The sequence below is a fragment of the Lacinutrix mariniflava genome (assembly GCF_001418015.1).
Lineage (GTDB): Bacteria > Bacteroidota > Bacteroidia > Flavobacteriales > Flavobacteriaceae > Lacinutrix > Lacinutrix mariniflava.
On sequence record NZ_LIQG01000032.1, the window covers coordinates 345,625 to 367,713 of the forward strand.

At 32.5% G+C, this 22,089-nt stretch carries 11 protein-coding genes; all 11 read left to right on the forward strand.

Features of this window, described 5'->3' with window-relative positions; genetic code table 11:
* Positions 1-78: 78 nt before the first annotated feature.
* The 11 genes from ASC44_RS17545 to ASC44_RS17590 all read left to right on the forward strand — a co-directional run bounded on the left by ASC44_RS17545 (position 79) and on the right by ASC44_RS17590 (position 22,070).
* Entirely contained in the window at positions 79-6,774 is a 6,696-nt protein-coding gene (locus ASC44_RS17545; protein WP_055448914.1) for a T9SS type B sorting domain-containing protein, read from the forward strand.
* 104 nt (positions 6,775-6,878) lie between these two features.
* Positions 6,879-8,723, forward strand: a complete 1,845-nt coding sequence (locus tag ASC44_RS17550) for a T9SS type B sorting domain-containing protein (protein ID WP_055448915.1) — start codon at positions 6,879-6,881, stop codon at positions 8,721-8,723.
* A 120-nt stretch (positions 8,724-8,843) separates the two neighbouring features.
* On the forward strand, positions 8,844-13,655 hold the full coding sequence (locus ASC44_RS17555) for a T9SS type B sorting domain-containing protein (RefSeq protein ID WP_055448916.1): 4,812 nt from the start codon (positions 8,844-8,846) through the stop codon (positions 13,653-13,655).
* 353 nt (positions 13,656-14,008) lie between these two features.
* Positions 14,009-14,116: a hypothetical protein gene (locus tag ASC44_RS18475; protein ID WP_338035201.1), complete on the forward strand. Its 108-nt coding sequence runs from the start codon at positions 14,009-14,011 to the stop codon at positions 14,114-14,116.
* 179 nt (positions 14,117-14,295) lie between these two features.
* A complete protein-coding gene (locus ASC44_RS17560; protein WP_055448917.1) occupies positions 14,296-15,057 on the forward strand; it encodes a YoaK family protein in 762 nt (253 codons plus the stop codon).
* A complete protein-coding gene (locus ASC44_RS17565; RefSeq protein WP_055448918.1) occupies positions 15,045-16,727 on the forward strand; it encodes a tetratricopeptide repeat-containing sensor histidine kinase in 1,683 nt (560 codons plus the stop codon). Before ASC44_RS17560 ends, ASC44_RS17565 begins: the two co-directional genes overlap by 13 nt.
* Positions 16,727-17,461 carry a LytR/AlgR family response regulator transcription factor gene (locus ASC44_RS17570; RefSeq protein ID WP_055448919.1) on the forward strand — a complete coding sequence of 245 codons (735 nt, stop codon included), beginning with the start codon at positions 16,727-16,729 and terminating at the stop codon, positions 17,459-17,461. Before ASC44_RS17565 ends, ASC44_RS17570 begins: the two co-directional genes overlap by 1 nt.
* 244 nt (positions 17,462-17,705) lie before the next feature.
* The gene (locus tag ASC44_RS17575; protein WP_055448920.1) at positions 17,706-18,032 is read left to right on the forward strand and encodes a hypothetical protein; all 327 of its coding nucleotides are present in this window, start codon (positions 17,706-17,708) and stop codon (positions 18,030-18,032) included.
* Complete coding sequence (locus ASC44_RS17580; protein WP_055448921.1) at positions 18,025-18,426, forward strand: hypothetical protein; 402 nt, start codon at positions 18,025-18,027, stop codon at positions 18,424-18,426. The genes ASC44_RS17575 and ASC44_RS17580 overlap by 8 nt, the downstream gene beginning before the upstream one ends.
* 48 nt (positions 18,427-18,474) lie before the next feature.
* A complete protein-coding gene (locus ASC44_RS17585) occupies positions 18,475-19,152 on the forward strand; it encodes a sterol desaturase family protein (RefSeq protein WP_055448922.1) in 678 nt (225 codons plus the stop codon).
* A gap of 332 nt (positions 19,153-19,484) precedes the next feature.
* The gene (locus ASC44_RS17590; protein ID WP_083476346.1) at positions 19,485-22,070 is read left to right on the forward strand and encodes a T9SS type B sorting domain-containing protein; all 2,586 of its coding nucleotides are present in this window, start codon (positions 19,485-19,487) and stop codon (positions 22,068-22,070) included.
* Positions 22,071-22,089: the final 19 nt, after the last annotated feature.

Consider the following 22,089-nt stretch of genomic DNA (forward strand, 5'->3'; position numbering starts at 1 on the left):
GTTGTTATAATAATGGTAAATTTACCCGGGAAATTATATTTCAACTTAAGTTTCCTCTCAAATTAAAATATCTCTTTAATGTTAAAAAATACTTTTAAAGTACTACTTACGCTTGTTTTATTATTTCAATCTACTAATGCAATAGCCCAACAACCTAACGACTGTATTGACGCCGTAGTAGTTTGTGGTGATTCAAATGTTGTACTAGATGTTAATGGCGCAGGAACGACTGGAGAATTTCCGCAATCATGTAGTAGTAATGAAACAAACAGTCTATGGCTAGAAGTAACAGTGGTTACTAATGGAACATTAGCATTCACCTTAACTCCTAATAGCACAAACATTACTGAAGATTATGACTTTTTTGTCTTTGGCCCTAATCCGCAATGTGGAAGCCTAGGACAAGCTATTCGATGCAACACCACTAACCCTCAGGCTTCTGGACAAGGTAACAACTTAACAGGAATGAATAACACCTTAGCATCAGGCTCTGGATCTCAACCTACTGGTGGGCCAGGCGCTCAAGGAAACAGCTTTGTAACTGAAATTAATGCTATTGCAGGAGAATCATATTTTGTGGTTATTGACAGACCTGTTGGTAACAGTCCTTTTAGCTTAGACTGGACTGGAACAGCTCAATTTAGCGACGCTCCAACAAGTGAAACAGATCCGTCAGACAACTCCTTAGATATTACCCTATGTAGTGCTGGTAATTCGTCTTCATTTAATTTAGAACAAAACACACCACTTATTATTGGTTCTCAAACAGATGTTGAAGTCTTTTATTACGAAAATGAAAGCGATGCAAATATTGGTTTAAATGCTATAATGAGTCCATATCCAAACTTAACCAATGGTCAAACCATATATGCAGCAATTACAAATACCAATACAGGTTGTTTTACAATCCAAGAATTCAATCTATTTGTAGATTCAATGCCTGTAATTAATATGCCATCAGACATGGAAGTATGCGATGATGACCTAAACGACCAAATTGAACTTTTTGATTTAGACTCGCAAACAAATACAATTTTAGGCACTCAAAATCCTGCAGATTTCACAGTAACATATCACGAAAGCGCAACAGATGCAGATTCAGGAAATAATGCCTTGGTAAGTCCTTATCCAAATGTTACAAATCCAGACGAGGTATTTATTCGTATCACACCAAATACTACAACTAATAGCTGTTACGCTTTTTCTTCAACGCCTTTTAACCTAATAGTAAATGCAAAACCGCTAGTAAATGTAATTCCAGATTATGGAATTTGCGATGTAGATAGTGATGGTTTTTCTGAATTTAATTTACCATCCCAGGACACCTCCTTAATTAATGGGCAAGCAAATGTGGTAGCTTCTTATTTCGAAAATCTATCAGACGCCATTGGGAATATTAATGTTATTCCAAACCCTACTAACTACACTAATATTAATGTTAATACGCAAGAAGTTTTTGTGAGGTTAGAAAACACAACTACTAGTTGTTTTACTACAACATCTTTAAATATCGTTGCGCAAGCTCAACCTGTAGCTACCACAATATCAGATTACAACATTTGTGACAATGATACAGACGGTGATGACACTAATGGATTCACCATATTTGATTTAACCACACAAGATTCAGCAATAATTAATGGTCAAGCAAACACAACCGTTACCTATTTTGAAAACTTAATAGACGCTCAAAATAGTACTAATCCAATAACAACTCCAACATCTTTCACTAATACAACCGTTAATACCCAAGTAATTTTTGTTAGACTAGATGGTTCTGTAATGGATTGTTTCTCGGTAACACAGTTTAATATTGTTGTAGATGAATTACCCGAAGTACAAAATGCAACTTTAGTTCAATGCGACGAAGATGGAACACCTGATGGTTTTACAGAATACAATTTAAATGAAGCCAACGAAAACGTAATGATTAGCGGTAATACTTCAGGTTTTAATTATACACACCATTTAACTTTAACTGATGCTCAGGGAGCCGTAAATGCAGTAAATCCGTCTCCATTTACAAATACAACAAATCCACAAACTATATATGTTCGTGTTGAAAATGGAATTACTGGATGTTTTCGCACAGCAGAATACGTTTTAGAAGTAACCGCTACAGATATTAATAATGCAGGGTTAAATGAATGTGATGATGATTATGATGGTTTTGCAGAGTTTACACTTTCTGATGCTGATTCAACAATATTAGCAACTTTACCTCCAGGTTTAACCGTTGCCTATTATGAAACTGCTAACGATGCGCAATTAGAGATTAACCAACTTCCAAATCTGTATACTAATACAATACCTTTTTTACAAACTATTTTTATTCGTGTAGAAAATGCTAATGACTGTTTTGGTATTGCCAATATGGCTATAACTGTAGATCCTCTACCAGAAAACAATACCGTAAATAACTTAATCGTATGCAACGATACAGCAACACTTACAAACATTAACTTGTCTCAATTTGATGCTGAAGTGCTAGGAACACAAAACGCAACTAATTTCACAATTAATTATTTTGAAACACAAACTGATGCCGACAATAACACAAATGCATTAACAAGCCCATATACAAACTCAACTAACCCACAATCTATTTTCGTTAGAATTGAAAATAATATAACTGGATGTACAATTACGACTATTAACTTTGAAATAATAGTAAACATCAATCCAGAATTTGTTATCCCTACTCCATTAGAAATTTGCGATGATGAAACTACTGATGGTATTAATGAGTTTGATTTAACCCTAAAAAACAACGAAATTTCAGGTGGTAATCCAGCGTACGCTGTAACGTATTACTTTACGCAAGCCGATGCTGATGGACAAGTAAACCCATTAGTAAGTCCATATACTAACGTTGTGCCAAACATGCAAACTATTTATGTAGGTGTGCAAAATACAGACACAGGTTGTTACGATACAACTTCATTAGATTTAGTAGTAGAGCAAGCACCAGTAGCTTTCACACCAGCCGATTTAGAATATTGCGATCCAGACAGTGATGGCTTTGGAGAGTTCATGTTATCGGATACCGAAGCAGAAATCACAGGAGGTGCACCAGGACTTACAGTAACTTACCACGAAACTATGGCGGATGCCGACAACAATGTCAATGCTTTAGCAAGTCCATACAACAACATTGTAGTAGACACACAAACCATTTATATACGTGTAGAAAGTTCTACAATAGCAACAGATTGTGCAACATTTGTAGACTTAATACTTACTGTCAACCCAACACCACAAATAACAACAGCAGCAGTATTAACACCGCTAGAAGTTTGTGATGACAATGCAGACGGTTTTGCAAGTTTTAATTTACCAACAAAAGAACTAGAGATTTTAAACTTATTAGATGCAGATGCAACTAACGATTTAGATCCTACATTATATACTATTACATATTACACATCAGAGGCTAATGCCGAAGCACCAACCAATGCTATCGCAACGCCAAACGCTTATGTAAACACAACCGTAGATGCACAAACCATTTGGGTACGTGTAGAAGATAATGCTACAGGTTGTTACAAAACGGTGGCTTTAGATTTAATAGTAAATCCATTACCAGTATTAGTACAGCCAACAGCACTGAATTTATGTGATGTTAATAATCCCGGCGACGAAGTAGAAGCTTTTAACTTAGAAGATGCTAATGCAGAAATACTAGCCGGACAAACAGGTATCACTTTAACTTTTTTTAGCACACAAGCTGGAGCAGATACAAACGACGGTGCTGTAGAAATTTTTAGTCCATACTCAAATATAAGTAACGCACAAACGGTTTACGTAAGAGCAACTAATAATGTTACAGGTTGTGTAAGTACAATTACTTTAGATTTAAGAGTAAACCCATTACCATCACCAATAGCTTCACCAATGCCATTAGTAGCCTGTGATGATGATAATGATGGTTTCTTTGATATGTTCGACTTAGAGAGTCAATCTACAATTATCGAAAACGGAGAGCCAAACGTAAGCACTCAATATTACGAAACACAAGCTGATGCTATGAGTGGTACTAACCCATTAGCAAGTCCTTATGCAAATATTGTAGAAGACCTACAAACAGTTTTTGTAGTAGTCACTAACGATTTAACACTTTGTAGTACAATCGTAACTTTAGATTTAGAAGTATTACCTTCACCAGTAGTACCAATAGCTATCGCCGATTATATTATTTGTGACGATGATAACGATGGTGTTAATCAATTTGATTTTGATGCCGTAATTACACCACAAATTTTTACAGCAGGACAAACAGCAGCAGATTTCACACTAAGCTACCACACTACACAAGCCTTAGCAGACTCAGGAAACAACCCAATAGTAAACACCAGTAATTATACTAATGTTTCTAATCCACAGACTATTTACATTCGTTTAGTAAGCGTTGCCAATGGTTGTGTAACAACAGGAAGTTTTGTTATTCGTGTAGAATTTCCACCAGTAATCGATACTAACTACGATAACATCTTAACGCAATGTGACGATTTAGATGCCAATTACATGGAAGCTAATGATGGCTTTACATTCTTCGATTTAACGGTTGAAGATATCGAAATCACAGGCGTAGCCAACGTAAGTTGGATTGTTACTTATTACGAAACATTAGCCGATGCGCAAGCAGATACTAATGCGATACCAGATCCAACAGCGTATGAAAATACAATGACAGGTCCACAAACACTTTACGTAAGAGTAACCGATAGTGATACAGGTTGTTTTAGCTTTACAACAGTAACTATTCGAGTAATCCCAAATCCATCACCAAGCCCAGATCCAGTAGATTTAGAACTGTGTGATGATATAGAGATTGTAGGACCAAACGATTTATTAGAAACCTTCGATTTAACACAAAACGAAGCTTTCATTATAAATGGAGAAGTTGGTGTAACAGCAAGTTATTACATCACACAAGACGATGCTATTATGGCAAACAATGCGATAGTAGATCCAACAATGCATATTAACGAAGATCCTGCAGCTCCAGGCGTAGCAGTAACACCGCAAACTATTTTTGTACGTCTTACCAATGGAACAGACCCAACAGGATTAGCAGGAACAGGTTGTTATAGTTTAGTAAGTTTCGATGTTATTGTAAACCCATTACCAGTGGTTACACCGGTAAACGATTATGTTATTTGTGAACTGAATACAGACAACGTTGCAGATTTCGATTTAACAACAATGACTGCATCAATATTAAACGGACAAGATCCAGCAATATTCACAGTTACTTACCATGAAACGCAAGCAGAAGCAGATGCTTCAATGAACGATTTAACAGCAAGTGGAGATTACACTAATACTAGCGACCCACAAACTATTTACGTAAACATTACAAATACCGTAACAGGATGTGATACTACTGTATTAACCTTCAATTTAGTTGTAGATGAAGCAGCACAAGCAAATCCAGATGGTGTAGCAATTGTTTACGAAGTCTGTGACGATACTATGGAGTTCGATAACGATACCACAAACGATATGGTAGAGTTCGATTTAGCAACACAAAATCCTTTAGTATTAGATGGTCAAGATCCATTAAATTACACGGTAACGTATTACGATAATCAAGTAGATGCAGATGCCGGTACAAACCCATTACCATTTATTTATACAAATACTGTAAACCCACAAGTGATTATAGTAAGAGTAGATAATGATATTCCGGGCACATTAAATTTAGACCTTACAACATTAACTGCTGGATTAGATGTTAATGGCGATGGTACAATAGATACTATCGACACGAGCACACCAGCAGATGGTATTTTTGATATTATAGATATCAACGGTGATGGTATAGCAGAAGGCTTTGATACCGATGCAGATGGTCTTATCGATTACATCGACTTAGATGGTGATGGAAATGGAGACTTAGTAGATTTAAACAATGATGGAGAAGTAGATAATGATACTTCAGCATGTTATGAAACAGCAACACTTACATTACAAGTAAACCCAATGCCATCGTTTACATTAGAACCAGAGTATTTATTATGTATTAATACTAATGGCAGTGAAATCGTTAATTCACCAGTGGTAAACACAGGATTAGATCCTGCATTATATACTTTTGAATGGAACTTAAACGGTACAGTGCTTCCAGGAGAAACGGCAGAGTTTATAGAGCCAACAGAAGGCGGTACCTATGGTGTTGTAGCAACAGATATTGCAACAGGATGTTCAAGTATTGAAGTGAATACTTTAGTAACAGTAAGCGAGCCACCAGTAGTAACATCAGAAATAACAACACTAGCCTTTGCCGATCAACACGATGTAGTAATTACCGCAACAGGAACAACAAGTACTTCAATAGCAGTATACGAGTTTAGTATTGATGGCGGAAGTTGGGAACTAGGAACGTTAAATGCAGCAGGAGAATACACGTATACTTTTACAGATATTGAAGCAGGAGAACACACTGTAACGGTAAGAGACACGATAGGTTGTGGAGAAACAACAATACCAGTTATGGTTATGGATTACCCATTATACTTTACGCCAAACGGCGATGGTTACCACGATACATGGAATGTTTACGATATTGGAACACAGCCAGACGCAGTAATTTATATATTCGATCGTTATGGTAAACTCTTAAAACAATTAAGTCCAACAGGCGCAGGATGGGATGGAACCTACAATGGTAACCCAATGCCTACAAATGACTATTGGTTTACATTAGAGTATAGAGAACCTAGTACTAATGCTAAGAAATCTTTACGTAGCCACTTTACGCTGAAACGTTAGAAAAGTAATTATATTAAAAAACGCCCGAACAAATGTTCGGCGTTTTTATTTAAAATAAAATATAAACAAAAATATTCGTAAGTTTATGTCATTATAAAACTGGAATGAGAATTATAAATTCACTCTTATTAATTGCTATATTTTTTCTTCATTTTGAAGTAAAAGCACAAGACATTTCCATTTTTCAACAGTTTAATGGCCGTTATGATTATTTAGCAATAGGAAATACATTAAACCAAGCGGAAAATAATATCTCAGGAGATTTTTGTGAAACTTTGCCTTCTTCCCAAGCAAACCTAAACATAAACAGTACTTACACGGTAATAGCCGCATATTTATATTGGGCAGGTTCTGGGTTAGGAGATAATGAAATTTCTTTTAATGGCACTCAAGTTATTGCTGCAGATACCTATAATACTACTTATTCCGATTCTGGGTTTGGTGATTTAAATTACTTCTCCTGCTATGCAGATGTAACAAATCAAATTATAAATGAAGGCAACACTACATATACTCTTTCAGATTTAGACATCTCTGAAACTTTAGCAAATAATCCTGGGTACTGCAGTAATCGAACAAATTTTGCAGGCTGGAGTTTATACGTCATATTCGAAAATAGCGCGTTACCATTAAACCAGGTAAACCTATTCCAAGGTTTAGAAATTATAAATAGAAATGTAACAGAAAAAATAATTTTACTTGAGAATGTAAATGTACTTGATAACGACAATGCTAAAATTGGTTTTTTAGCTTGGGAAGGAGATAATGCTCTAAACTTTGGAGAAAGCCTCTCTATAAATGGAAATGTTATTTCTAATCCACCATTAAATTTAGCAAATAATGCTTTTAATGGTACTAATACTTTTACTAATTCTACAACATTTTATAATGCCGATTTAGATGTTTATAGTATAGAAAACAACATTGCAATTGGAGATACTCAAGTCGAAATCAAACTAACAACTGGAGCCATAAACCCAAATACTGGTGTTTTTAATGCCGATTTAATAATAATTAACAACATAATTACTGTTTTAAACAGTCAACTACCAGACGCCACAATAAGCATTAATACCACCGAAGTAAGTTGTGCTACAAGAGTAATAAATATTAGTTATACTGTTTACAACACTAATAGTACAAATCCTCTACCTGCAAATACACCAATTGCAATTTATGCTGAAGGCCAATTAATAGCACAAACAGCAACTGAAAACAACATACCAATTAACGGCAGCGAAAATGGTATAATCACAATTGAATTACCATCATCAATTCCAGATGACTTTTTTTTAAATATTGTAGTTGATGATGATGGAACTGGAAACAGTACAGTAATTGAGATTATAGAAACTAATAATAGCAATGAAACAGTAATTTCGTTATTGCCAGAACCTACAGTTACCAATTTATCTAATTTAGAGTTGTGCGATATAGGATTTAATACTGCAATTTTCAATTTATTCGATGCGCTATTGGAGATTGATGAAACTAATTATATTAGTTTCACTTTTTATGAGTCGCTTGAAGATTTGCAACAAAATACAAATAGTATTATTAATTCAGAAAATTATCAATCCTTAACAACGCCGCAAATCATATTTATAAACGCAGAGAAAAATAATTGTTACGATATTTTCACTTTCCAACTAAACACCAAAAACTGCCCTCCATATATTCCTGAAGGCTTCTCTCCAAACAACGATGGTTATAATGACTTTTTCAATATTCAAGGCCTCTATGGTATTTTCGAAAAGCATGAATTATTAATCTACAGCAGATATGGGAATCTTATTTTTAAAGGCAACGACGAATTAAAATGGTATGGCATTTCTAACCAAGGTTTTAACAAAGGTAAATTAGTGCCAACAGGAACTTATTTTTACGTATTAAAGCCAAATGACCCTAATTATGGCAATTATACTGGATGGATTTACCTAAATCATTGAAAATGAACATGTATTTCGTCGAAATATTTTGCACTTAAACTAATAATCGTTATTTTTGCACAGTTAAACCGTTTTATTGATCAGCGGCTGATTAATTTTAAAGGTATTAACGCCCCAAAAATGAAATACAACCTACCTACATTATTACTGTTGTTTTTTGCTTTGCAATTAACTCAGGCACAACAGATTTCAATAGACGACACCCAAACTCCCGAGCAGTTAATTAATGCACTAATTGAAGGTTGTGTGGAAGTCTCTAATATATCAAGCACTATCAATGGTAGTGTTAATGGATTTTCTAGTTATGGATTTTTCGAAAAAGGGAATTCTAATTTTCCTTTCGAAAATGGAATTGTACTTTCTTCTGGAAATGTCAATTCTGCAGGAAATGCACAAAACACAAATGCTCTAAATGAAGGAGACACTTCATGGCAAACAGATCCCGATTTAGAAATAGCCTTAGGTATTAACAATACCCTGAATGCCACTTCAATTCAATTCAACTTTATTTCAGCAACAAGTAGCATCAATTTTAATTACATATTAGCTTCCGAAGAATATTTTGCCGACTATCCATGTAACTATTCCGATGGTTTTGCTTTCTTAATAAAAGAAACTGGCACAACTCAACCTTACCAAAATCTAGCCATTATTTCGGGTACACCAACTCCTGTAAACACAAGTACTATTCATGAAGAAATTGTTGGTTTTTGTGATGCAGAAAATGACACCTTTTTTGAAGGATACAACCTTGGAGACACCAATTTTAATGGAAGAACAACAGTAATGTCTGCATCGGCGACTATTACGCCAAATATAGAATATAGTATTAAACTAATAATTGCCGATCAAACCGATAGAAACTTTGATTCCGCAGTATTTATAGAAGCCAACAGCTTTACAAATAGCGTAGATTTAGGTGCAGATCTTTCTACATGTAACGCCTCCACTACCTTAAATGCAGAAACGAATAATCCTCAAGCTAGTTATGAGTGGTTTATAGACAATACAATTATTAACGGTGAAACTACTAGTGCTTTAACAGCAACAAGCTCTGGAACTTATTCTGTATTAATTACAGTACCTTTAAACGGTACGAATTGTACTTTTCAAGATGAAATAGATGTCGTTTTAAATTCTATACAAACTGCTCCTCAACTAAATGATTTCACTCAATGTGATGATGTAAGCAATGATGGTGTTGAAAATTTCGATTTAACAACGCTAAATACCGAAGTTGAGACCAATTTACCTACATCAAATTACACTATTACTTATCATGACACTAATCAAAATGCAATAGATGGAACAAACGATTTTAATTCTACAAATAATACCACAAACCCAGAAACCGTTTATATTCGTGCAATAGACACTAATTCTGGTTGTGTTTATATCTCGTTAGTAGACCTAGTTGTAAATCCAGCACCAACGGTAACAACGCCTGCTAATTTAGAAATCTGTAATAATGGAAGTGGAGACGCGATATTATCAGATAGTGATTCTGAAATAACAAATAACAATGCTAATTATGGTGTAACCTACCATTACTCTCAAGTAGATGCAGATAGTGGTGCAAATGCAATTCCTTCTCCATATACACCTACCAATACAACAGAACAATTATTTATACGAGTTATAGATCTTACAACAAATTGTGTAGCTTTTACAAGCATAACAGTAGAAGTATTAGAAAGCCCAGATGTAGACAACACACCTCAACAAATAAATGCATGTGAGCAAGATGATGATGGATTAGAGATTTTCGATTTAACAAGTGTTATCACAGACGTTTTACAAGGTGCTACAAATGTTACTGTAAGCTACCATATTGCTCAAGAAGATGCTAATAATGGTACAAATCCTATTACAAATCCTTCACAATTTCAAAATACAACACCAGATTTACAGATTGTATATATTAGAATAGAAAACGATAATAACTCGTGTTACGAAATAGTCCCAATAGAATTACATGCCAACATTTTAGAAACGGGAACAAACATTAGAAATTTTGTTGCATGCGATGAAGCTCCAGATGATGGAGAGGCTTCTTTTGATTTAACAGCCATTACGGACGTTATTGCAAATGGTTTACAAGATATTATAATTACATATTATGAAACTGAACAGGATTTAAACAATAATACTAATCCAATTGATGACACGATACTTTATGAAGTACAAAACAATTTTCAACAACTATATCTTTTAATTGAAAATCCAGATTGCACAAACACTACCGAAATACAATTAAATGTTAACGATTCTGTTACGATATTAAATGATGATCCTGTAACATATTGTGATACAGACGACGATAATTTAACATCTGTAGAACTCTCAACTTTTAACTCGGTAGTAAACACTGGTATTCAAAGTCCTGCTGTCTCTTATTTTGAAACTGAAATAGATGCAGAAACTAACAGTAATATACTACCTCCTTTTTACGATAACACTGTCAACCCATTTACTCTATTTGTTAGGGTTTCAGATGGACTAACAGGTTGTTACGATGTAAAACCCTTACAAATAGAGATACTTCCTGCTCCGTCTGTTAATCCTGCATCAGATTTTGTAATTTGTGATGACGATCAAGATGGTTTTTATCAAATCGATTTAACTTCAAGAAATAATCAAATTAACACAGATGCAACAACTGTTATTTCTTATTACCAAACGCAGGCAGATGCAAATAATTCTAATAATGAAATTATAGATAGTACAAACTACAACGCGTCCACTTCAACTGTTTTTGCTAAAGTTGAAAACAATATAACGGGATGTTATGGTTTGGTGCCAATAAGCATTCTTATAAACACATTACCCGATTTTCCTGTAATTTCAAATTTTAGAAACTGCGAAACAGACGGAAACCAGATTTCAGATTTTATTCTTATAGATAAAGATGCAGAAATTCTAAATGGACAAACAGGCAAAGAAGTCTTTTATTTTGAAAACCAAAATGATGCTTTAAACAATACAAATAGTATCGATAAAAATGTAGTGTATAATAACACGTCGCAAATGCAAACGATACATGTTCGTGTAGAAAACACATCAGATATTAGCTGTTTTGGAGTGTCTACTTTTATTTTAGAAGTTGGCTCAGAGCCTATTTATAATGCTCCTAGTGATGTTAATGTATGCGACGATAATTCTAATGATGGTTCTGAAACCTTCAGTTTAAACGATAAAACACAAGAAATTACAGCAAATAGCTCAGATAATTTAATGGTTACTTATTATTTATCTTTAGAAGATGCACAAAACGAAACAAATGCTATTGTTGGAGATTCGTTTACAAATACAGTTAATCCTCAACAACTTTTTGCGAGTATAGATAATGGTACCTTTTGCAAAGGCATAACAACATACGAGTATAATGTTATTCAAGTGCCTATTATTGGAAACGCTCCAAATCTAACGCAATGCGACACAGATACCGATGGTAATGTTGTATTCGATTTAACAGAGGTTGAAGTAGATGTCCTTGCTATTAGACAAGATAACACCATAGTAAACTATTATGCTAACGAGACCGATTTATTAGCTAGCACAAACCAAATTACAAATCCAGAAACGTATACTAACATTTCTAATCCACAAACAATTTATATAGAAGTTTACAATACTATTTCTAATTGTGGAGCATCCGTTCCTTTTGAGTTGATTGTTAATTTACCTCCAGTAATTGATCCCATTACAGAATATAATATTTGTGTTACAGCAGATAGCTCTTTTGATTTAACAGAAACTACTGAAGTTTTAATTGGAACACAACAAGGCGTAGAACTTACCTTCTACTCTAGCTTAGTAGATGCGCAAACCTCTCAAAACACGTTAGACACCAATTATATTTACAATACTAATAACGATACTATTTTTACTAGAGCCGAGTTTGCTGCTACTGGATGTTTCAATACAAGTTCATTTACCCTAAGAGTTAATGCCTTACCAACTATAACCACACAAGACCTAGAGGCTTGTGATGATGATTTTGATAGCTTCTTGGTTTTCAATCTAGCACTACAAACTCCAATTATAATTGGCACTCAAAACCCAAATAATTTCACAGTTAATTACTTTGAAACAGAAAACGATGCGCTAAACAATACTAATGCTATTACAGATTTAAACTACAATGCAGAAAACGAACAAGTAATTTATGTCCTTGTAGAGAATACAACTACAAATTGTTTTTCAATAGGAAGTTTTAATGTCTACGTAAATAGAAAGCCGGAAGTAGATATTACAGATCAGGTAGTTTGTATCGATAATTTACCGCTAGTAGTTACAGCAGAAACTAATGAACCATCTGACGCCTATTTATGGTCTACAGGAGAAACTACTGCTCTTATAGACATTACAACGGTTGGTAATTATTCAGTTACTGTAACCACTGTTTTTGGCTGCACAACAACCTCTAACTTTAGTGTAACAGCCTCCCAACAAGCTTTAGTAGATTTTGAAGTTTCACCTGCTTTTCAAGACCCACATACTATAATTGTTGAAACTTCGGGAATAGGAAATTACGTATACCAACTAAACGATAACGATCCGCAAGCATCTAACACCTTTTATAACGTACCAATTGGCGTACACTACATTACGGTAATAGATCTTAACGGTTGCGAACCAACACCTCCAAAAAAAGTATTTGTAATAGATGCTCCACAATTTGTAACTCCAAATAGTGACGGTTATTTTGACACGTGGCACATTACTGGTGTTAGCCAACTAGAAGGTACTATAGTTACAATCTTTAATCGCTACGGAAAGATTTTAAAGGTTTTAAAACATAATGACTATGGATGGGATGGGCAATACAATGGACACGTAATGCCTGCCAGCGACTATTGGTATGTGGCGGATGTTGTTAATGGTAACGAGAAATTTCAAGTTAAAGGACATTTTGCGCTACGTTTGTAAGTCCTATTTACACCACAATTTACACACAGTAATCGTTAAAGATTCCAATTCAAACAGTAGAAATTTAACTTTAACACCTTCCCTCCAAACGAACCAACAATAGAGAGTTTAGAGTTTACAGAATTAACATCAAATAATACAGCTACAATTACTATTTATGGAGAAGGTAATTATGAATTTGCTATAGACAACGAGTTTTCTTTTTATCAAGATATAAATACTTTTTCTAGTCTTCAACCTGGCTTTCACTCTATTTATATCCGCGATAAAAATGGTTGTGGAAACGATTTTATTACATTTTAATTATAGGCTTCCCTTAATATTTTACACCTAATGGAGATACTATTAACGAGATCTGGAAACCTTTTGGAACCTACAGAGATTTCAATTATAATTTACAACTTCAAATTTTTAACCTTTACGGTAAGTTATTAAGCCAAACCATTTCTATAAAAGGCTGAAATGGCACTATTAACGAATATAATCTACTAGCGATGATTATGGTAGGTTATTAATTATCCAAATGGTAAACAATATAAAGGCCATTTTGCCTTGGTGAGATAAATTGAGTTATGTATTTTAGTCGAAACTCCAACTACATAAAAGTATTGTGTATAATAAGAACATAAATTGAAACGATGTGTTTAGACATCAAGGAAAAAGCAGAACTTTAAAACATAATCTGCGTATAGCTATTGTTTTATCTTTTGTTGCTGGAATAGTTAATATCACCGGATATTTAGCTTTCAAGCAATTAACAACAAATGTAACAGGACATTTTGCATTATTTATTTACGATGTTGCAGATTTTAATTTTTGGAAAGGCACCATCTATTTTCTCTACATATTCTCGTTTCTTTTTGGCTCCTTTCTATCTAGTTTTTTAATTGAAAAATATAGAGAGAATAAACAACTTAATGTATTCTTGTTGCCTACAATAATAGAATGTATGGTTTTAATATCCATAGGAATTGTAAGTAATTTCATTGAAATTAAATATCCTAATTTAATTGTTTGTTGCCTTCTGTTTGCAATGGGACTTCAAAACTCATTTGTAACTAAAATTTCTAACGCAATAGTTAGAACAACACACTTAACAGGTCTATTTACTGATCTAGGTATAGATATTTCACAATTATTTTTTCTAAAAAAAGATTTAGAAAGGCAAAAAATAAAAGCCAATATGAAATTAAGAATTTACATTATTTCATTCTTTTTTACTGGTGGTTTAGTTGGCTGGATTTTTTATTCTAAATTTAATTTTAAATTAAACACCTTAATTTTGGGAGCCATTATTTTAATTGCTAGCTTATTTTATGACGATTTAAGATACAAATTAATAAAAACTAAAAGAAAATTTAATCAAAGAAGAATAAACAAATCTCAATCGTGCACAAATTAGTAAACTCTATTATTATTCTATTTATTTTTTGTTGCATTAGCTGCTCAAAACAAAAAGGAACAGCTCAACTTTCTGATGAGGAGTTTTTAGAAACAATCTCTAATCAAGACTTTAGAGCATCTATACAACAAATAGACAGCCTAATTAAAAACGGAAAACAATCTAGCCACAGAAAAGCCATTTTATTATATGAAAAAGGAAGACTACTTGCTAATTTAGAAAAAGACATTGAAGCTATTGGTAGCTTTAATGAAGCTTTATTTCTTTTTAATCAAGATAGTGACAAAAAATTACTAGCAAAAACAAATATGTTACTTGGAGATTCTTATGCCATACTTTCTAAGCAAGACACTGCCAGTTTCTATATCAATTCAGCGTATAAATTATATAAAGAAATTAGCAATAAACGAGGTGAAGCAAGAACTCTAAACTCATTAGGTCATTTATCCTTTTTAAAAGGCGATTTTTTAACCTCTGCTAATAATGTAAAAAAAGCTATTGCCATACAACTAACACTAGATGATAATGAAACCATTGCGGCTTCATACAACAACTTAGGCTTTATTTTAGAACAAACCGAAGATTACGACCAAGCCATATTATATTATAAAAAAGCGATTCTACTTAATAATGAAGCCTCTATATTAGACTCCAATCCCATAAGAAACTTAGGAGCTGTTTATTTAATTAAAAATGATATAAATAAATGCATATCTCTATACAAAGAAGCATTAATTATAGAAGAGCAAACAGAACAGTATAGTATTCAAAAAGAGATTTATGATGTTTTAATTGAAGCTTCAATAAAAGATAAAAAAATCGATGAGGTATCTCAATTTATTAGTAAAAAAGATTCAATAAGCCGCCTTTTAAATGCTTATGAAAATAAAGAAAGAACAAAATTAGTCAATACTAAATATAAGCAATTAGTTACTCAAGAAAATTTAAAACGAGAGCTTGAATTAAATAAAAAAAACAAAATTATATTAGCCTCTGTATTAGGTTTGTTTCTTCTTTTTGGTTTATTTCTTTATCAAAAAAACAGAAACTCCCGCTTAGAATTAAAACAAGAAAAATTAGTATTAGAACAAAAAATGTTGAGAATACAAATGAATCCACATTTTATATTTAATACACTAACTGCAATACAGAAAAAAGTTTTTGATAATGAACCTTTAGAGCAAATGACCTACATTTCTAAGTTCGCAAAATTAATTCGTCAAAATTTCGATTTTGTAAATAAGGAAGAAATTACGTTAGCCGAAGATTTAGATGCCTTAATTAACTATATAGAAACACAACAATTTAGGTTTAACAATAAATTCGATTACACAATACAAATTGACGAAAACATAGACCCAACAAACGTTAATATACCACCAATGTTGCTTCAAATATTTGTTGAAAATGCTATTGAACATGGATTAAAACCAAAAACAAAAGAAGGAAAACTAGTTATTAATATTAATCGAGAAAACGAGTTTATAAAATTTGACATTATTGATAATGGCATTGGCTATAAAGAAAAAGAAACACCTGAAGAACACGCTACAGACATCTTTAAAAAACGTTTAACTTTAAGACGTTTAGGAGAAGAAAAATTATTCTCTATCAAATCGCTTGGAACTAATTTAGGTACTAAAGTTACCTTTTTACTAAATTTAAAATAATGACAAGAATTGCTATTATAGATGATGAATTTAATGTTAGAGAATTACTAAAAAAACTTATCGATATTCTATATAAAGACATTGAAATTGTTGGAGAGGCGGCTTCTATAATGGAAGCAAAAAAAATGCTTAATGCAACCCAACCAGATATTGTATTATTAGATATAGAATTAGAAGATGGTACTGGTTTTAGTTTGCTAGATCAATTAGAATCAATAGATTTTAAGCTTGTTTTTATAACGGCTTTTAATCAATACGCCATTAAAGCTTTTAAATATAATGCTATAGATTACTTACTTAAACCAATCTCACCAGAAGAGTTTAAAAACACGCTAGACAGAGTAAAAGACCAAGTATTTAAAGAAAATGAAATACAATTATTATTAACACAGTTAAAAGAAGGCGAAAATTTTGAATATAAAAAAATAGTCATTAATACTGTAAAAGAAAAGCACATTATAAACATAGAAGATATTTTATACTGTGAGTCTGAAGGTGCTTATACCAATATTGTTACCAAAACCTTAACTATACTCGCGTCTAAAAACTTAAAACATTTTCAAGAATTACTTCCTGAATTCCAATTCATTAGACCTCATCAATCTTTCTTAGTAAACAAAAAAGTTGTTATTAGTATAAAAGACAATACGCTGTTGTTAACTAGCAAAATCGAAATACCTATTTCTTCACGTAAAAAAGCGGAAATAAAAAATATTCTATTAAAAAAGGATTAACTCTTTTTGAACTTTATAATAAATCAAGAATAGCTCTTAAAATTTTTCAAAAGTAAAATCGAATATAAAGTACAATGATACAGTTATAAATTACTTATAAATAGTAAATACATTGTTATCTATATTTACGTAACAAAATGATACTATTTATAAAGTACTAAAATAGAGTTATCTATTTTTTCTACTTTCTTTATATTACAAATTTTATTCGGTTACATTAAAACCGATAATAAAAAGCAACACAATGAAAAGTACAAACTCATTAATTTACATCGGTTTTATAATCCATGTTAGCATCACTTTAATTGCAGGATTAGACGAAGAGTTTGTTCTATATTTTATGTCGGTTCCTTTATTAGGTAACTTTGTAGGTTTATGTTTATTAACTTTTACAGACAAAACGAAACTAGGAGCACAAATTTTCATGATTAGTAGTTTTCTATTTGTACCTATTGGCCTTATAGGGATCTTTGGCTGTAGAAAAGTATTAGATAGTATAAACGAAGAAGCCTTTTTTAAATCAGACAATAAAAAAACTGAAGAACCTTATATTACTAAAATCAATGATTAAAGAATTTAAATCTAGCAACACTCAATTTAATATGTTTATTGGTATAGCTATATTTGCTGCAATAGGAACCATCTTTACCTACATAGCATTAAACACAATTATTATGATGCTACCTGTCTTTGCAATCCTTTGGACAATAATAGCTTTTTGGGGAAAAGACAGAGTAATTATAACAATGCACAAAGATTACTTTGAAGCAAAAGAAGCAATTGCAGCAAAGAAAAAGTTAATTCGTTATAAAGACGTAGTCAGTATTAAAGTAAATAGTAATGGAAAAATAGTAACTGTGTATTTAGAAAACACGAATAAGAACAAAGAAAGAATAAACTTAAATATTATTGAGAAAACGGAAAGAAATGAGTTTATAGAATTACTAACTGCTAGAATAGCTTAAAAAGCTTTTGAAGCAATTTCGTTTTATTAAGCATATCAAGTATACTATATGGCATCCTTAAAAGACCTTAACACATTTTGGAGTGTTTTAATTTGTGCTAATATTCTTATGTATTTGTTTACAATATTAATTAGTTATAGTTGGTCTAAAATAAACAAGTATAAAACACTAGAATTAACAAAACACGATATATATAATAGCCTTATTGTTGTTTTTATAAATATTTTAGTTGCAATACCCGGATATCTATTATTTAAAAATGGAGTTATTAATTTTACAATAAACTCTAGTTATATTCGAGATTTAATGTTTCTATTTTTCTTTCTCGATTTGTTAATGTATTTATTACATTTAGTATCGCATTACATTTGGCCTTTTAAAAAATTTCATAACAAGCATCATTCTCATAAATATTTTAATGCTATTAGTCTTTATGTTATGGAGCCTGTAGAGGCTATTCTATTCGGAGTTTTAATAACAATATGTGCTTATTTATTTCAATTTAACTTCTATAGTTTTCTAACTTTTCTGTTTTTAAATTGGGCTTTAGGTGTTATTGGACATTTAAACACAAACTCTACAAAGCAGCCAATTCTTTTTGGCAATCATGTTTTTCATAAAACACACCATCAACAAGCAAATAAAAACTTTGGCTTTTATACTGTTATTTGGGACCGAATTTTCGGCACTTTTTATAAAAAATCAATAAAAAAGGCTAAAACCTAACGCATATAAATTTGCATCCCGCACTTATAAACTAGTATCATACTATTTAAACTTTCATTAGTACTTTTATGGTGATTTTAATTTTCAACATAAAATAAATTTCTATTATACCTTTTTAAAAACCAATAAAATAGTTATTCTGTTTTTATACTAAATGTTGAATTAGTTACTTTTATTACAGAAACGCACTTTGTTAAAATATATTAATAGTTCTTTTATTTCTCAAGAAAAAATCATTTAATTTATTTATCAAAATATATTAAAAATGAAGTGCTTTCTGTAGTTAAGCTAAACATGAACACATTAATCCTACTATCAAAATAATAGCTTAAATGAATATAAAGTCTCTATTTAATCTGCATTCATTTATGTGTTTATTTTTATTAAGCACATTTGCTATTGCCCAAATTACAGGTATAGAAAAAACTTTTCCACAAGCTATTTACAACACGCCTGAAAATCTAAATTTAGATAACCAAACTAATAATAGTTTACTATACAGTTCTTTTCAATATTCAATAAACTATATGTCAACAGTAAATGGCGCTATAGTTGGAGATGGCACAACAAATACAAACTATTTTGGACCAAATAATTGGGGAGGAAGCTATGGTGAATGTTCTTCAGGAAATTGGAAATGGATACATGCTTTGTGTTCTGAATGTTCTATTAACAACAAAGACATTTCGGTAAAACAGAACAATGCTAATGGCTCTACTTGGTATGCTGGAGGAGGTGCTTCAAGATATATGGTAATAGACTTATCCATGCCTCGAACTTTTAACGAGTTAAGAGTTTTTCAAATGTTTAGTGATGGAAAAGTTACTAGTTTAAAAATGTATTCTCATTTAAACACTACAACTGTACCTTTTTATACTGATGCTAATTGGACACCCATTTTCATAGAAACCTCTATATCTGCTGGCGTAATTACTGGAGATACTGTTAGCATCCCTACTATTATAAATTTCCCATACACAACGTCAAGATTTTTATTAATAGAAGCAAAAAATGATGGTTCATTGGGTAATCCTTCGTATACAGAAATAAGAGAATTAAAACTCTTTGATAATAATAGCAATACTCCAGCACCAATAGACTCTATGCAAACACCAATATTTACACAAGTTACTGCTATTTGCGAAGGTGATGCATTAAACACTTTGCCCGCAACTTCTAATAACGGAATCATAGGCTCTTGGTCACCAGCCTTAAACACAACTGCAACTACAGAATATACTTTTTTACCAAGCTCAGGCCAGTGTGCTGAAACAGCTACAATGATTATTATAGTAACTCCTACTTCAACTGAACCAACAATTGAATGCTGGGAAACAAACATCTGGAACGCAACAACATGTTCTTGGATTACTAGCGGAACGCAGCCAATAGAACCAACTAATATTGAATGTTGGGAAACCAATACTTGGGATGCAACAACTTGCGACTGGATTACAACTGGAACGCAACCAATAGAACCAACTGGTTTAGAATGTTGGGAAACCAATACTTGGGATGCAACAACTTGCGATTGGATTACAACTGGAACGCAATCAATAGAACCAACTGGTTTAGAATGTTGGGAAACCAATACTTGGGATGCAACATCATGCGATTGGATTATAACTGGAACGCAACCAACTGAACCAACTGGTTTAGAGTGTTGGGAAACCAATACTTGGGATGCAACAACTTGCGACTGGATTACAACTGGAACACAACCAACTGAACCAACTGGTTTAGAGTGTTGGGAAACCAATACTTGGGATGCAACAACTTGCGACTGGATTACAAACGGAACACAACCAACTGAACCAACTGGTTTAGAATGTTGGGAAACCAATACTTGGGATACAACAACTTGCGACTGGATTACAACTGGAACGCAACCAATAGAACCAACTGGTTTAGAATGTTGGGAAACCAATGCTTGGGATATAACAACATGCTCATGGATTACAAACGGAACGCAACCAACTGAACCAACTAGTTTAGAATGTTGGGAAACCAATACTTGGGATGCAACAACTTGCGACTGGATTACAACTGGAACACAACCAACTGAACCAACTAATATTGAATGCTGGGAAACCAATACTTGGGATGCAACAACATGCTCATGGATTACAAACGGAACACAACCAATTGAACCAACTAATAACGAATGTTGGGAAACAAATACTTGGGATGCAACAACCTGCTCATGGATTACAAACGGAACGCAACCACAAGCTGATATTTTAGCAAATGTTATAGAATGTGAAAGCTATACACTACAAAACATTTCCAACGGAAACTATTTTACGGCTCCAAACGGAACAGGATCTCCTCTTTTTGAAGGAGATATTATTACAACAACGCAGACTATTTATATTTATGCTGAAGCGAACACAACTTCTAATTGTTTTGCTGAAAGCAGTTTTACAATAACTATAAATCCATCTCAAGACTTTACGCTAACACAAGCAAATCTAGATATTGAAGAAGACGAAATAACAGTAACTATGTTTGATCCTTCTATAGATTACATATATTCAATCGATGGATTTAACTACCAAAACAATAACTATTTCTCAGGATTTACAGATGGCAACTACACGCTTTATGTAAGAGATATTAATGGTTGTATTGAAAACACAGTAAATTTCACAATTGAAATAAAACAATTTTTAATACAAAAATACTTTACACCAAATGGTGACAACGTTCACGAAACTTGGAATATTATCGATAATAAAAATGAAATAAAACTAACCTCTATTTTTAATCGTTACGGAAAACTACTAATACAATTAAAAGCAACAAAACGTTGGGATGGTACTTTTAAAGGTAGACTAATGCCAACCTCAGATTACTGGTATGTTATCGAATTAAAAGATGGTACTCTTTTAAAAGGACACTTTAGTTTGGTTAGATAATTTGGTTTTGTATTTTAGT

Coding starts and splice junctions, on each gene's coding strand:
- ASC44_RS17590 (WP_083476346.1), top strand. CDS start 19,485: ATGAATATAAAGTCTCTATTTAATCTGCATTCATTTATGTGTTTATTT.
- ASC44_RS17555 (WP_055448916.1), top strand. CDS start 8,844: ATGAAATACAACCTACCTACATTATTACTGTTGTTTTTTGCTTTGCAA.
- ASC44_RS17550 (WP_055448915.1), top strand. CDS start 6,879: ATGAGAATTATAAATTCACTCTTATTAATTGCTATATTTTTTCTTCAT.
- ASC44_RS17580 (WP_055448921.1), top strand. CDS start 18,025: ATGATTAAAGAATTTAAATCTAGCAACACTCAATTTAATATGTTTATT.
- ASC44_RS17585 (WP_055448922.1), top strand. CDS start 18,475: ATGGCATCCTTAAAAGACCTTAACACATTTTGGAGTGTTTTAATTTGT.
- ASC44_RS17545 (WP_055448914.1), top strand. CDS start 79: ATGTTAAAAAATACTTTTAAAGTACTACTTACGCTTGTTTTATTATTT.
- ASC44_RS17570 (WP_055448919.1), top strand. CDS start 16,727: ATGACAAGAATTGCTATTATAGATGATGAATTTAATGTTAGAGAATTA.
- ASC44_RS17575 (WP_055448920.1), top strand. CDS start 17,706: ATGAAAAGTACAAACTCATTAATTTACATCGGTTTTATAATCCATGTT.